The sequence below is a fragment of the Pseudomonas berkeleyensis genome (genome assembly GCF_014109765.1).
GTDB lineage: Bacteria > Pseudomonadota > Gammaproteobacteria > Pseudomonadales > Pseudomonadaceae > Aquipseudomonas > Aquipseudomonas berkeleyensis.
On sequence record NZ_CP059139.1, the window covers coordinates 842,742 to 856,299 of the forward strand.

Sequence of the window (13,558 nt, forward strand, 5' to 3'; positions counted from 1 at the left end):
GCACCCTACGAAAATTTGTGTCTCAAAGATCGCCCATGACCCGGCCAGCGAAGCCGAATACCCGGCGTGCACCGGCCAGATCGACCAGCTCGACCTCACGGCTCTGCCCCGGCTCGAAACGCACGGCGGTGCCGGCTGGTATATTCAGGCGCATGCCACGGGTGCTGGCGCGGTCGAACAGCAGGGCGTCATTGGTTTCGAAGAAGTGGTAGTGCGAGCCAACCTGGATCGGCCGGTCGCCGCTGTTGGCCACGGACAGGGTCAGGGTACGGCGACCGGCATTGAGCTCGATCTCGCCGTCGGCAATCTGGTATTCGCCGGGAATCATGGGGTGCTCACTCCAGAATCAGTTGCATGAAAGTCAGATCCAGCCAGCGGCCGAACTTGCGGCCGACCTGGGGCATCTGCCCGGTGGTGACGAAGCCGAGGCGCTGGTGCAGGCGAATCGAGGCGGTGTTCTCGGACTCGATGGCGGCGACCATGACGTGCAGGTCGGCGGCACGGGCGCGTTCGATCAGCGCCTGCATCAGCGCCGGGCCGAGGCCCTGGCCGCGCTGGTCGGCGCGTACGTAGACCGAATGCTCGACGGTCTGGCGAAAGCCTTCGATGGTGCGCCAGGTGCCATAGCTGGCATAGCCAAGCACCAGGCCTGCGGCGTCACGCGCCACCAGCACCGGAAAGCCGGCCGCCGTGCGCTCGGCCAGCCAGGCGCGGCGGTTGGCCAAATCCACCAGGGTCTCGTTCCAGATCGCCGTGGTGTACTCCACGGCATCGTTGTAGATGGCGAGGATGCCAGGTAGATCGGCTTCGCCTGCGTCGGCTATGGAATAACTCATGACTTATGCAATCGGCTGGTGGACGGTCACCAACTTGCTGCCGTCAGGGAAGGTGGCTTCGATCTGGATCTCCGGGATCATCTCCGGTACGCCCTCCATCACCTGATCACGGGCCAGCAGGGTGGTGCCGAAGTGCATCAGCTCGGCGACCGTCTGGCCGTCACGGGCGCCTTCGAGCAGTGCGGCGGAGATGTAGGCCATGGCTTCCGGGTAGTTCAGTTTCACGCCACGGGCCAGGCGGCGCTCGGCCACCAGGCCAGCGGTGAAGATCAGCAGTTTGTCTTTCTCGCGGGGCGACAAATCCATCTCAGGTACTCCAGATTCGCGGGGGCACGGCCTCACGGCCGAGCAGGGCAGGGCGCAGCAGGCGCCAGAGTTCGATCAGCCAGGCACGGGCCTTGAGTGCTTCGCTGGCCAGGCAGCGCGCGACCAGCAGGCCCGAAAGCTGGCTGAGGTCACCGCGCACACCGTCGATCTTCAGCTCACGGCAGCGCTCCAGCAGGTCGCTGTCCACCTCACCGCTGACCAGCAGGGTGGCGAACACCGGCTGGCCATTCAGACCGATGGGCGAGTCGAGCAGGCCATCACCGCCGGCCACGCGCTGGCGCTCGTGCCAGAGCAGCTTGCCATTGCGACGAACGTCCAGTGCGGCCTGGAAGTGGCCGCTGGCAAAACGCTCGTCGGCAGCGGGTCGGCCGAGGGCGACGATGTCCCAGTAAAGCAGGCGGGCGTCGCCGTGCAGATCGATCTGCGTATGCAGTTCGGCCTGGGCTCCGGCATAGATGATGGTTTCCTGCGGTAGCCATTCCAGGGTGGCGCCGGCGTCGACGCGCAGGCGCAGATCCTGACGCGCGACACCGGCCGCGCGATACCACTTGGCTGCTCCGGGGCTGGTGAGCTGCACCCAGGTGTTTTCGCCGGCGTGGGCGCTGATATCCAGGCGGTCGCCACCGGCGATGCCGCCAGGCGGGTGAACGATGATGTGCTGGCAGACTTCCGGCCCTTCGGCATACAGGTGCTTCTGCACTCTAAGAGGGCCGAGGTGACGCCTTTGCACTGGAGTGGTGCGTTCGCCGTGGCGTGCGTAGGCCAGCTCCAGCTCGGCGGGCCAGCTTGGCGTGAACAGGGCGGCAGGCAGATTCATAGTAGGGCAGGTGTTCCGCAGGATAGTTGACCGAGTGGGCAAGCAAGAGGCGTGCCCCGAACCAATTCGGTGCGCTTTTGAGCTTGCCTGCACCTGTGGCCAGTCGCGGCGCTGCATCTGGCTCTGCCTTATCGCGCCTGGCCAGCCCTAGAGTCGGACGTCGATTCGTGTGGAGCGCTCATGTTCACCTTTATCGCCTTTGCCGCAGGCCTGGTGCGCGGCTACAGCGGCTTCGGTTTCGCCATGCTGATGGCGCTCGGACTGATGCTGCAGCTGCCGCCAGCCGAGGCGGTGCCGGTGGCGCTGATTCTCGACGTGGCCTGCAGTGTGACGTTGTGGTCGGCGGCGCTACGCGCCGCTCACGGGCGCGTGCTGGGGCGTCTATTGGCCGGCATGCTGCTGGCGGTGCCATTGGGTGCCTGGCTGCTGCTCTGGCTGCCGGCGCGCATCATGGCGCCGCTGGTGGCTGTGCTTTGTTTATGCGGTGGCGTGCTGGTGTTGTGGCGGCCCTCCGTTGCTACGCCGGTGGGCCAGGGTATGGCCTGGTTGGCGGGACTGGCCTCCGGTCTGGCGACTACCCTGGCCTCGGCCGGCGGCCCGCCCTTGATGATCTATCTGCTGCGCAGTGGCCTCGACGCTCGTCAGTTGCGCGGTACGGCGGTGCTGTTCTTCCTGGCCAGCAGTGGCGCTGCGCTGATCGGGCTGGGCCTCGTGGGTGTGCTGAGCGGCGCGCAGTGGCGGCTGGCGCTGGAGCTGGCACTGCCGGCGTTGGCCGGCAACCTGCTCGGCCAGTGGCTGCATCCGCGCTGGCAGCCGTTGTCGCTGCGGGTGCTGGTCGGAGGGTTGCTGGTGCTGTTGTCGCTGGGCAGCCTGCTGAAGGCGATCGTGTAGGGTGCGCTGCGCGCACCGAGAAGTATCCGTTGCTACAAGATCGCTGCGGTGCGCACGGCGCACCCTACGGGCGGGTTCGGTTGCGATCGCCGTAACCCGCCCTGCGAGGCGCCATATCTGGCACGTCCTTCAATCGCGGTCGATGGCGAAGGGCGACCAGGCCTGGCGGCTCGGCATGATTTCCAGGCGGTTGATGTTGATGTGATCCGGCAGGGTGGCGACGTAGAAGATCTGCTCGGCGATGTCCTCGGCGGTCAGCGGCGTGGTGCTGCCGTACAGCGCGTCGGAGGCGGCCTGGTTGCCCTTGGTGCGCACCAGGGTGAACTCGGTTTCGGCCATGCCCGGCGCGATGTCGGTGACGCGTACGCCGGTGGATACCAGGTCGCAGCGCAGGTTGAAGCTGAACTGTTTGACGAAGGCCTTGCTGGCGCCGTACACGTGGCCGCCCGGGTAGGGCCATTCGCCGGCCACCGAGCCGATGTTGATGATGCTGGTGCCCTTGCCGATTTCCAGCAGCTTGGGCAGTACCGCGTGGGTGACGTTGACCAGGCCGGTGACGTTAGTGTCGATCATGGTGTGCCAGTCTTCCAGGGCAACCTTCTGCGCGGCCTCCGGGGCCAGCGCCAGGCCGGCGTTGTTGACCAGCACGTCGATGCGGTCGAAGGGCGCCTGCAGGCCGTCGACCAGCGCCTTCACCGCTGCCGCATCGCGCACGTCGAGCGCGGCGATGTGCACCGGCACCTTGTCCTGCAGTTCGGCCTTCAGCTCTTCCAGGCGCTCCAGGCGGCGACCGCTGAGCACCAGGGCCCAGCCGGCCTCGGCGAAGCGTCGTGCCGTGGCGCGGCCGAAGCCGGATGTCGCGCCTGTGATGAATGCCACCTTGCTCATGGATAACCTCGTTTTGCTATCAGGGTTCATGGCCTGCTCCTGTACCCGCTGTCGGGCGCACGTAGAGCAGTCCTATTGGGGCGGTGCGCCAGTGTAAGGCCTTGGCCGAAAGGCCGCGCTCCACAGCTGGCCGCAGATTCATGCGGACAGTTCGAGGAACTTGCGCACGCGTTCGGTTTCCGGGTTGGTGAAGAACTTCTCCGGCGCGGATTTTTCGATCAGCAGACCCTTCTCCAGGAACACCACCTGATCGGATACCGCGCGGGCGAATTCCATTTCGTGGGTGACCACGATCATGGTGTAGCCCTCGCTGGAAAGGTTCTTCATCACTGTCAGGACTTCGCCGACCCGCTCCGGGTCGAGTGCCGAGGTCGGCTCGTCGAACAGGATCACCTCCGGGCTCATGGCCAGGGCACGGGCAATTGCCACGCGCTGCTTCTGCCCACCGGAGAGGGTGTAGGGAAAGGCCTCGGCCTTCTGTTCCATGCCGACCTTTTCCAGCAGCGTCTGGGCGATGGCGCGGGCTTCGTCCTTGCGCATCTTCTTCACCTGCATCGGTGCTTCCATCACGTTCTGCAGCACGCTCAGGTGCGGCCACAGGTTGAAGCTCTGGAACACCATGCCGGTCTTGGCGCGGATCGCTGCCAGGTCGCGGTTGTTCATGCGCTTGCCCTGGGCGTCGACGCCGATGCGCTGGCCGGCGATGTGAATACTGCCGCGATCCGGCTCTTCAAGCCAGTTGATGCAGCGCAGCAGGGTGGATTTGCCCGAGCCGGACGAGCCCAGCACGCTGACTACCTCGCCCTTGTTCACGGTCAGTGAGATGTCGCGCAGTACCTCGACATCGTCGAAGCTCTTGGACAGATTGTCGATCTGTACCGCCGGTACGTCAGGCATGTTCGAAACCTCGTTTGGCGCCGAACCGGCTCGCCCATTTGAGCGCCAGTTCCAGGCAGATGCTGATGACCCAGTACAGGGCGATGACCACGATGAACGCCTCGCTGGGAATGAAGTAGGTGGCCTGCACCGAATTGGCCGCGGCGGTCAGTTCCTGCACGGTGATGATGGTGAGAAAGGCGGTGTCCTTCAGCGCGTAGATCAGTTGGTTGCCGAGCAGCGGACGGGTGCGGATCACCAGTTGCGGCAGGATGATCCGCCAGTACAGGCGAGCGGGGCGAAAGCCATGGGCCTTGGCCGCCTCGACCTGGCCGAGCGGTAGCACCAGGCGCGCACCACGCAGAATCTCGGCGAAGTAGGCCGCGTGATAGATGGCCAGCGCCACCAGGCCTGCACCCCAGGCGCTGGGCTTGATGCCCAGGGCCGGCAGGCCGTAGTAGAGCAGGTAGGCCAGCACCAGGAAGGGCAGCATGCGCATCAGGTTGATCGCCCCGCGCAGCAAGGTCGACAGCCAGTTGCGGCCCTCCAGCAGGTAGACGCTGAAGCAGCCGATGGCGAAGGCCGCCAGCACCGACAGGGCGAACAGGATCAGGGTGTTGAGTGCGCCGTTGAGGAAGGCGCCGCGCGCCTCCCAGATGATGCTCCATTCGGTCATGGTCGCGTCCTCACATGGCCAGGCGGTTGGCTTTCTTCTCGGCGATGGCCTGCACCTTGAGCAGCACGCCGATGATCAGCATGTACAGCAGGGCGGCAGCGAGAATCGGTGGCAGTGGTTCGTAGGTCACGGCGGCGATGCGGTTGGTCACGCGGGTCAGGTCGACGATGCCGATCACCGCGATGGCCGGGCTGCTCTTGATCAGGAAGGACATCTCGTTGATCAGACCGGGCAGGCTGCTGGTGATCATCTGCGGCAACATGATGCGGCGGAAGAACACGCCGTTGGTCATGCCGCAGGCCAGCGCCGCTTCCTTCTGCTCGCGGGAGAAAATGATGAACGCCGTGCGCCAGACCTCGGCATTGAAGGCTGCGGTATTCAGGGTTAGGGCGAGAATCGCCGCCGTATTGCGATCCATGGCCAGACCGAAGGTGGGGGCCGAGAGAAAGATGAACAGCACCAAGGTGACCAGCGGCGTGGCACGCGCCAGGCTCACGTAGAGCACCAGCGCCTGCTCCACGAAGGGAATGCGTGCCATACGCAGGAGCGCGATGCCCAGGCCGATGACCACGCCCAGGGCGATGGCGATCGAGGAGATCCACAGAGTCGTCCAGGCGCCTTCGAGCAGCAATAACCAGGCTTGTCCGTTCATGTCGGGCTCCTAGGAAAATGGTGGGGTGTTGCAAGCAAGGTCAGGGCCAGCGCTGGCCCTGTCCCTGATAGGCGGCAGTACGTTGGTGATGAGCGTGTAGGGTGCGCCGTGCACCGAAACGCCGGTACCGTTGACGCTGGTGCGCGCGGCGCACCCTACGAGGCCATGCCAGCGGCTTGGCCTCGGCCCGCTGTCACATGCCGGCCAGTTCGTGGAACTGCTCGACCTTGGTGATCGGCTCCTTGGGCATGGCTGGGAAGGCTTCGCCGAACCACTTGGTCTGCAGCTCGGCCAGGCGACCGCTGTCACGCACCTCGGTCATGAAACCGGTAAGGAACTCCAGCAGCTCGGGACTGCTCTTGGGCACCGGCCAGGCGGCGAAGCCGTCACCGGAGACGGCGATGCCCTTGGCGAAGGTGTCGCCGCGGGTCTTGACCAGGTCGTTGACCGAAATCAGCGCGTTGATCACGTAGTCCAGACGGCCGTTGGCCAGGTCGGCGTAGGCCTCTGGGTAGGACGGGTATTCGGTCACGGTGCCGATCTCGCAGCCTTCGGCGGCCATCATCTTCTTCAGCTCCGGCAGGCGTGCGAGCAGGGCGCTGCCGGCCTGCAGGCCGACGGTCTTGCCGCACAGGCTGGCGATGTCGCTGAGACGGTCGTCACCGGCGCGCTTGACGTAGAAATGCTGCGCCGAGGCGAAGGGCGGGGCGAAGTTGAACACGCGCAGGCGGTCGTCGGTGACCAGGGCGCCGGTGAAGGCCATGTCGTACTGGCCAGACGAGACCGAGGCGAGCAGGCCCGTCCAGGGCAGGATTTCCGGCTTGACGTCGAAGCCCTGCGCCTTGGCGTAGGTCTTCAGGTCTTCCAGCAGCTCCTTGTGGAACCCCTCCGGCTTGCCGTCGACGATGAAGTTGAACGGCGCGTAGTCGTCCTCGGTGGCGACGGTCATCACACCCTTGCTCTTGATGTCGTCGAGGTCGGCATGGGCGCTCAGCGAGGCGCCGACCAGGCAACTGGCCAGAGCCAGCTTGCGCAGCAGGCCGAAGGGGTTGGAATCGGTGTTCGATGGCTTCATGGGCGTGCTCCAGAGATGTCGACAAGGGTTGTCCAGGCCGCTCGGCGGCGGTTTCGTTTTCACCTTAGAGACGCCTGTCGAGCCGGCGATAGGGGCAGTTCCGGCCTTTGTTCTGGCCAGTGACAGTGGCGCGCTACTTGCTACATCACAGGGTTGTTTGGCTGTTGGAGGGCGCCATGATCGACCACTTTTACCACCTCGATTTCGACCGTCAGCGCGGCCTTCAGGAGCAGCTTCGCGAGTCGTTGGTGTCGGCCATCCTCGGTGGAGGTTTCCCGGCCGACGAGCCGCTGCCGTCGTGTCGCAAGCTGTCCCAGCAGTTGTCGGTGTCGCGCAATACCGTGGCGCTGGTGTACGAGAGCCTGCTCGACAACGGCTACCTGATCAGCCGCCCGCGCAGTGGCTACTACCTGCACCCCGATTACTGCGGGCAGACCGATGCCGTGCTGCGCATGACGCCGTTACGCAAGCCGGAACCATCGGATGCCAGCAGTGCCGCCACTGCCCCGGATTGGGCCGCGCGCTTTCGCATGCAGCCCAGTTTGAAGCACGGCGTATTGCGCCCGAGCAACTGGAGTCGCTTTACCTATCCGTTCATCTACGGCCAGCCGATCAGCGAGCTGTTCCCGCTGGAACGCTGGCGCGAGGTGTCGCGCAAGAACCTCAGCGGCGAGCGCGACCAGGGTTGGCTGGGTGACCGCTTCGACCGTGACGACGAGCAACTGATCGAGCAACTGCGCACCCGCGTGCTGCCCAAGCGCGGTATCTGGGCGCGGGCCGACGAGATTCTGGTGACCCTGGGCTCGCAGAACGCGTTGTACCTGCTGGCCAGCCTGCTGATGGCGCGCGGAGTGCGCGTTGGCGTGGAGAACCCGGGCTTTCGCGATGCAGCGAGCATCTTCGACATTCACGGCGCCAAGGTGCACCTGCAGGATGTAGACGATCAGGGGCTGGTGGTGGACCGCCGGCTGGATGACTGCCAGTACCTGTACGTGACGCCGGGGCACCAGGTGCCCACCGGCGTGGCGATGAGTGCGGCACGGCGCGAGCAACTGCTGAGGCAGATTCGCGAGCACGACCAGGTGCTGATCGAGGATGACTACGACGCTGAATTCAATCTCGACAACCACCCACTGCCAGCGCTCAAGGCCAGTGACAGCAGCGGCCGGGTGATCTACCTGAGCAGCCTGTCCAAGGCCTTCTCGCCGGGGCTGCGCATCGGCTACATGGTCGCCGACGCCGAGCTGATCGACGAGTTGCGCGCCTTACGCCGGCTGATGTACCGCCACCCGCCGTTGAACAACCAGCGCATGCTCGCCGACTTCCTTGCCCAGGGGCATTACGACGCGCACCTGCGGCGCTTTCGTGAGGAACATTGCCGCCGCCGCGAGCTGCTCTACCAGGCGCTGCGCAGCGACCTGAGCGATTGCCAGCCGATGGGCAGCCCGGGTGCCAGCGCCTGCTGGCTGGCGGCGCCTGCGGGGGTCGATACACAACGCCTGGCCTGGGCGGCGGCGCAGCAGAGCGTGCTGATCGAATACGGTGCGCAGTTCTTCCTTGGTGATGGCGAAGCGCCGAGGAATTTCATGCGCCTGGGCTTCCATGCCATCGATGCCGAACGCATTCGGCCGGGTGTGCAGAAGCTGGGTGAGGTGTTGAGGCGTTTGTAAGAGCGTGTTCAAAGTCTGCTGCGCGTCGGCCATGCAGCGTTGAAATCAAGCTGGAACGCCAGCCCGGTCAGAATGCTCATTTACAGCTCGTAAAGTCGAACGCGACTCCGAGCGTTCTTCGCTCGATTTCTCCTTGCCTGGCTCTAGCGCGCGAGGCTTTGAACAGGCTCTAAGTGCGGCGACTGTCGCGGGATTTGTAGGAGCGGCTTCAGCCGCGATGCTGTTGGGGGCGTGCGATGCTGCTTCGCGACCGCTCACCCTCTCCCCAGCCCTCTCCCATAAATGGGAGAGGGGGCCATTCGTGGTGCGGCTGGAGCTTGAGGCGGAACCGCAGTCCCCGGATTGCATCCGTGCTACGCAGCCTTGCCGAATTTCGTTGGCCCTGTAGGAGCAGCTTCAGCCGCGATAGTTATCAGGCAAAACGCGGCGCGAACAGGGCGAACACCTCGTCGAAGATCGCCAGCGCCTCGTCCACCTGGGCGGCGCTGACGATGCACGGCGGCACCACATGGATGCGGTTTTCCACCACGAAGCTGAGCAGCCCGCGGGCAGTCAGCGCCGCCTTCATTTCCTGCATCACCGGCGCCGGCATCGGCGTCTTCTTCTGCACATCGCTGACGAATTCCAGCGCCCAGAACAGGCCGACGCCACGGGCCTCGCCGATCATCGGGTAGCGCTCGGCCAACTTCTTCAGGCCTGGGCCGAGAACCTGGGCGCCGATGTCACGGGCGTTTTCCACCATGCCTTCTTCGGCCATCGCATCCAGGGTGGCGACGATGGCGGCCATGGCCAGCGGGTGGCCGGAGTAGGTCAGCCCGCCGGGGAAGAAGTGGTTGTCGAAGTGCTCGCAGATCGGCTTGGAGATCATCACCCCGCCCGCTGGCACGTAGCCGGAATTGACGCCCTTGGCGAAGACGATCAGGTCCGGCACCACGCCGAAGTGTTCGAGCGCCAGCCAGGCGCCGGTGCGGCCGAAGCCGGCCATCACTTCATCGCAGATCAGCAGGATGCCGAACTCGTCGGCCAGCTTGCGCACGCCCTGCATATAGCCTTTCGGCGGCACCAGAATGCCCGCCGTGCCGGGAATGCTCTCCAGCAGGATCGCGGCGATGGCGCCTGGTCCCTCGCATTCGATGACCCGGCGCAGGTGTTGCAGGGCGCGCGCGCATTCCTCTTCCTCGTTCGCCGCGTTGAATTCGCTGCGGTACAGGTAGGGGTTGAAGAAGTGCACATGACCACGGGCGTATTCGTTGGGCACGCGGCGTGGATCACCGGTGGCGACGATGGCCGCGCCGGTGCTGCCATGGTAGGAGCGATAGGCGGAGAGGATCTTGTCGCGACCGGTGTACAGGCGCGCCATGCGCATGGCGTTCTCGTTGGCATCGGCGCCGGCGTTGGTGAAGAACACCTTGGAGAAACCGGCCGGCGCGCGGGCGAGGATGCGCTTGGCGGCTTCGCCACGCATCAGGTTGGCGGCGGCCGGGGCGATGGTTACCAGGCTGCCGGCCTGTTCCTGGATAGCAGCGATGACCTTCGGGTGCTGGTGGCCGATGTTGGTGTTGACCAACTGGCTGCTGAAGTCGAGGTAGCGTTTACCGTCGTAGTCCCACAGCGTGCAGCCTTCGCCACCGGCGATCACCAGTGGGTTGAGGGCGCCCTGGGTCGACCAGGAGTGGAAGACGTGCTGGCGATCCAGATCGTGGACGTACTGGTTGCTGATCGGTGTGCTCATGATGACCTCGGGCTGGCCGTTGCGGATGGCTGCACCTTAGGAACAAAGCGGCCGTGTGCCGTAGGGCCAGATGCCGGATGTGGCCGGGTCAGCGCGTCTGGCTCAACGACGCGGGGTAACTGTCCCTAGGCGTACTCAGCCTGCACGCTAGGCTTGAGGCATCTCTTTGAGGAGTGGCGCACATGGCCCATGCATTCGAAATCAATACTGCCCCTGTAGCTTCCACCAGTGGCCTCGACAGCCCCGCGATCGCTCAAGCGCGTATCGACCTGGCCGCCTGTTTTCGCATGGCTGCAAGGCTCGGCATGGGCGAGGGTATCTGCAATCACTTTTCCGTGGTGGTGCCGGGGCGGCCCGAGTTGTTTCTGGTCAACCCTTATGGGCTGGCTTTCGCCGAGGTCACAGCGTCCTCGCTGCTGATCTGCGATTTCGAGGGGCGTGTAGTATTGGGCGAGGGCTGTCCCGAGGCCACGGCGTTCTTCATCCATGCCCAGTTGCACCGTCTTAATCCGCGCGCCACGGCGGCGTTCCACACGCACATGCCCAACGCCACGGCGCTGTGCATGCTGGAGGGCGAGCCCTTCGTCTGGGCCGGGCAGACGGCGTTGAAGTTCTATGAACGTCTAGCGGTGGATGAGGATTATCAGGGCCTTGCCCTGAACTACGCCGAGGGCGAGCGCATCGCCCGTGCGGCAGGTGAGGCTGATGTGGTGATGCTGAAGAACCATGGCCCGCTGGTGCTGGGGCCGAGCATTGCCGAGGCCTGGGACGACCTCTACTACCTGGAGCGTGCCGCTGAGGTGCAGCTAAAGGCCATGGCTAGCGGTCGTCCGTTGAAAGCGGTGGCGCCGGCGATTGCCAGTGCGGCGTGCCGGCAGATGCTGCAGGGCAACGCCGAAAGCGCGTACCTGCATCTTGAGAGCGTGAAGCGCCAGTTGCTACGCGAGGGGGCGGATTTCGCCGAGTGAAGGGCTTCTGCTGGCGCGAGGTTGTGTTTGGTGGACGGGTGAAACGTCACCCACCCTTGTATCTCGACCATAGCCTCCTGCGAGGTTATGGTTCCCGACTGATCATCGGGGGAGGAGCTGCAGGCCGTACCCACCCTTAAGCCTTGAGCTTGCCTCGTAGATTGCGCTGCGCTTCTCCGCACTCATCCGCCAAGTCCGAACGGTATCCAGAGCTTCGAGCTCGCATCAGCAAGGTTGGACAGGATGACGTGATGATCGGTGCAAATCTGTGGAGGAGGACATTATGGCAGCGGTAGTGGGCGTTGATATCGCCAAGCGCACCTTCGATCTGGCGATCTTGCAACCTAACGGCAAGCACCGAACCAAAAGCAAACTGAGCAACGACAAGGCAGGCTTTGCGGTCTTCGCCGACTGGCTACAGCGACATGCCGAGCCTGGCGCATGGATCGTGATGGAGGCCACGGGCATCTATCACGAGGCGCTTGCCGAGCACTTCCATGAACTGGGTTATCGGATCGCGGTGCTCAACCCGGCGCAGATCGCCCGTTATGCCCAGAGCCAACTGCAGCGCAGTAAAACGGACAAACTGGATGCCAAGCTGATAGCCACCTATGGCCAGCTACACGTCGAACATTTGCGTGCCTGGCAACCGGAGCCGGCGTCGGTGCGTCAGCTGCGCGCCTTGACGCGGCGCCTGGAGGATCTGCAGTCGCTGCGGCAGATGGAGCTCAATCGACTCGACGTCAGCTCGAGCACTGTTCAAAGCTCGATTCAGGCGGTTCTGCAAAGGCTCGATGAACAGATCGCCTGGACGCTAGAACAGATCAAGCGACATATCGACGATGACCCGGATTTGCGTGGTAAACGCGACTTGCTCGTGAGCATCAATGGTATCGCCGAGAAGACCGCGGCTCTGATAATGGCTGAACTCGGTGATATCGAACGCTTTACCGATGCACGTGCCGTCACGGCATTTGCCGGTTTAGATCCACGGTTACAAGAGTCTGGTGTCGCCCGAGGCCATAGCGGCATCTCGCGCACGGGCTCGGCCAGACTACGGACTGCGTTGTACCTGCCTGCCGTGGTGGCGCTCACTTATAACCCAGCGATCAAAGCGCAGGCCGAGCGTCTAAGAGCCAGGGGCAAGAGGGGTAAACAAACCGTCTGCGCAGCGATGCGCAAACTGCTGTGCATCGCTTATGGCGTACTGAAATCGCGCAAACCTTTCGATCTTGCTTTGGCAATTGCACGGTAAGGCGCAAGACGGTATCTACGTGACTGAATTAAGGTCACAGCGACCATCTGATTTTGGTGGGCTGAAGCGGTACGCCGCCCGGCCCACCCTACAAATCGCTCGCCTGCCGTAGGGTGGGCTTCAGCCCACCAATGGACACCCCGGATATTTCTGGCGGGTTGCACCCGCCCTACGTTCCGAATCAGATCGCCACCAACCCGCGCACGCCTTCGGCTTCCATGTTCTCGCCACGGCCTTGCTGGACGATCTCTCCGCGGCTCATCACCAGGTACTGGTCGGCCAATTCGGCAGCGAAATCGTAGAACTGCTCCACCAGCAGGATGGCCATGTCGCCACGGGCGGCGAGCTTCTTGATCACTACGCCGATCTCTTTGATCACCGAGGGCTGGATACCTTCGGTGGGTTCGTCGAGGATCAGCAGGCGCGGCTGGCTGGCCAGCGCGCGACCGATAGCCAGCTGTTGCTGCTGGCCGCCGGACAGGTCACCGCCACGGCGATGCTTCATTTCGCGCAGCACCGGGAACAGCTCGTAGATGAACTCGGGCACGGCCTTGGCCTGGCTGCCGGGAAAACGCGACAGGCCCATCAGCAGGTTTTCTTCCACCGTCAGGCGGCCGAAGATCTCGCGGCCCTGCGGCACGTAGGCAATGCCGGCGTGCACACGTTGGTGCGGTTTGAAGCCGGTGATGGCTTTGCCTTCCCATTGCACGCTGCCGTCCTTGGCCGGGATCAGGCCCATCAGGCACTTGAGCAGGGTGGTCTTGCCCACGCCGTTGCGGCCGAGCAGGCAGGTGACTTCGCCGACCTTCACATCGAACGACAGGCCACGGAGGATGTGGCTGCCGCCGTAATACTGGTGGAGTTGTTGGACTTGCAGCATATCGATGTCCTTAAG

At 64.2% G+C, this 13,558-nt stretch carries 15 protein-coding genes; 4 read left to right on the forward strand and 11 right to left on the reverse strand.

What is annotated here, in order from left to right:
- Positions 1 to 22: 22 nt before the first annotated feature.
- Genes HS968_RS03875 through HS968_RS03890 form a run of 4 tightly spaced genes read right to left on the reverse strand, consistent with a single transcriptional unit; the run spans position 23 to position 1,980 of the window.
- Complete coding sequence (locus tag HS968_RS03875; RefSeq protein ID WP_106737244.1) at positions 23 to 328, reverse strand: urease subunit beta; 306 nt, start codon at positions 326 to 328, stop codon at positions 23 to 25.
- 7 nt (positions 329 to 335) lie between these two features.
- Positions 336 to 836, reverse strand: coding sequence for a GNAT family N-acetyltransferase (locus tag HS968_RS03880; protein WP_179623796.1), 501 nt, complete (start codon positions 834 to 836; stop codon positions 336 to 338).
- Between the two features lie 3 nt (positions 837 to 839).
- A complete protein-coding gene (gene ureA, locus HS968_RS03885) occupies positions 840 to 1,142 on the reverse strand; it encodes an urease subunit gamma (RefSeq protein WP_182370232.1) in 303 nt (100 codons plus the stop codon).
- Between the two features lies 1 nt (position 1,143).
- The gene (locus HS968_RS03890) at positions 1,144 to 1,980 is read right to left on the reverse strand and encodes an urease accessory protein UreD (protein WP_182370233.1); all 837 of its coding nucleotides are present in this window, start codon (positions 1,978 to 1,980) and stop codon (positions 1,144 to 1,146) included.
- Between the two features lie 180 nt (positions 1,981 to 2,160).
- Here HS968_RS03890 and HS968_RS03895 point away from each other — a divergent pair, with 180 nt between their 5' ends.
- Positions 2,161 to 2,871, forward strand: coding sequence for a sulfite exporter TauE/SafE family protein (locus HS968_RS03895; protein ID WP_182370234.1), 711 nt, complete (start codon positions 2,161 to 2,163; stop codon positions 2,869 to 2,871).
- A 129-nt stretch (positions 2,872 to 3,000) separates the two neighbouring features.
- Here the strand turns inward: HS968_RS03895 and HS968_RS03900 are convergent, their stop codons facing one another.
- From HS968_RS03900 to HS968_RS03920, 5 genes are all read right to left on the reverse strand, one after another.
- The gene (locus HS968_RS03900; RefSeq protein ID WP_182370235.1) at positions 3,001 to 3,759 is read right to left on the reverse strand and encodes an SDR family NAD(P)-dependent oxidoreductase; all 759 of its coding nucleotides are present in this window, start codon (positions 3,757 to 3,759) and stop codon (positions 3,001 to 3,003) included.
- A 138-nt stretch (positions 3,760 to 3,897) separates the two neighbouring features.
- Positions 3,898 to 4,656 (reverse strand): amino acid ABC transporter ATP-binding protein, encoded by a 759-nt coding sequence (locus HS968_RS03905; protein ID WP_182370236.1) that lies wholly within the window; start codon positions 4,654 to 4,656, stop codon positions 3,898 to 3,900.
- Entirely contained in the window at positions 4,649 to 5,311 is a 663-nt protein-coding gene (locus HS968_RS03910) for an amino acid ABC transporter permease (RefSeq protein WP_182370237.1), read from the reverse strand. Before HS968_RS03910 ends, HS968_RS03905 begins: the two co-directional genes overlap by 8 nt.
- A gap of 10 nt (positions 5,312 to 5,321) precedes the next feature.
- On the reverse strand, positions 5,322 to 5,963 hold the full coding sequence (locus tag HS968_RS03915; RefSeq protein WP_182370238.1) for an amino acid ABC transporter permease: 642 nt from the start codon (positions 5,961 to 5,963) through the stop codon (positions 5,322 to 5,324).
- Positions 5,964 to 6,156: 193 nt separating this feature from the next.
- Positions 6,157 to 7,038, reverse strand: coding sequence for a transporter substrate-binding domain-containing protein (locus HS968_RS03920; protein WP_182370239.1), 882 nt, complete (start codon positions 7,036 to 7,038; stop codon positions 6,157 to 6,159).
- 176 nt (positions 7,039 to 7,214) lie between these two features.
- Here HS968_RS03920 and pdxR point away from each other — a divergent pair, with 176 nt between their 5' ends.
- Positions 7,215 to 8,708, forward strand: a complete 1,494-nt coding sequence (gene pdxR / locus HS968_RS03925) for a MocR-like pyridoxine biosynthesis transcription factor PdxR (protein WP_182370240.1) — start codon at positions 7,215 to 7,217, stop codon at positions 8,706 to 8,708.
- 412 nt (positions 8,709 to 9,120) lie between these two features.
- On the opposite strand, the gene HS968_RS03930 is transcribed toward pdxR, so the two are convergent.
- Positions 9,121 to 10,440, reverse strand: a complete 1,320-nt coding sequence (locus tag HS968_RS03930) for an aspartate aminotransferase family protein (protein WP_182370241.1) — start codon at positions 10,438 to 10,440, stop codon at positions 9,121 to 9,123.
- Positions 10,441 to 10,622: 182 nt separating this feature from the next.
- Here HS968_RS03930 and HS968_RS03935 point away from each other — a divergent pair, with 182 nt between their 5' ends.
- A complete protein-coding gene (locus tag HS968_RS03935) occupies positions 10,623 to 11,408 on the forward strand; it encodes an aldolase (protein ID WP_182370242.1) in 786 nt (261 codons plus the stop codon).
- A gap of 283 nt (positions 11,409 to 11,691) precedes the next feature.
- Complete coding sequence (locus tag HS968_RS03940) at positions 11,692 to 12,663, forward strand: IS110 family RNA-guided transposase (protein WP_182370243.1); 972 nt, start codon at positions 11,692 to 11,694, stop codon at positions 12,661 to 12,663.
- A gap of 181 nt (positions 12,664 to 12,844) precedes the next feature.
- Here HS968_RS03940 and urtE read toward each other — a convergent pair whose 3' ends face one another.
- A complete protein-coding gene (gene urtE / locus HS968_RS03945; RefSeq protein ID WP_112210706.1) occupies positions 12,845 to 13,543 on the reverse strand; it encodes an urea ABC transporter ATP-binding subunit UrtE in 699 nt (232 codons plus the stop codon).
- Between the last annotated feature and the right edge of the window lie 15 nt (positions 13,544 to 13,558).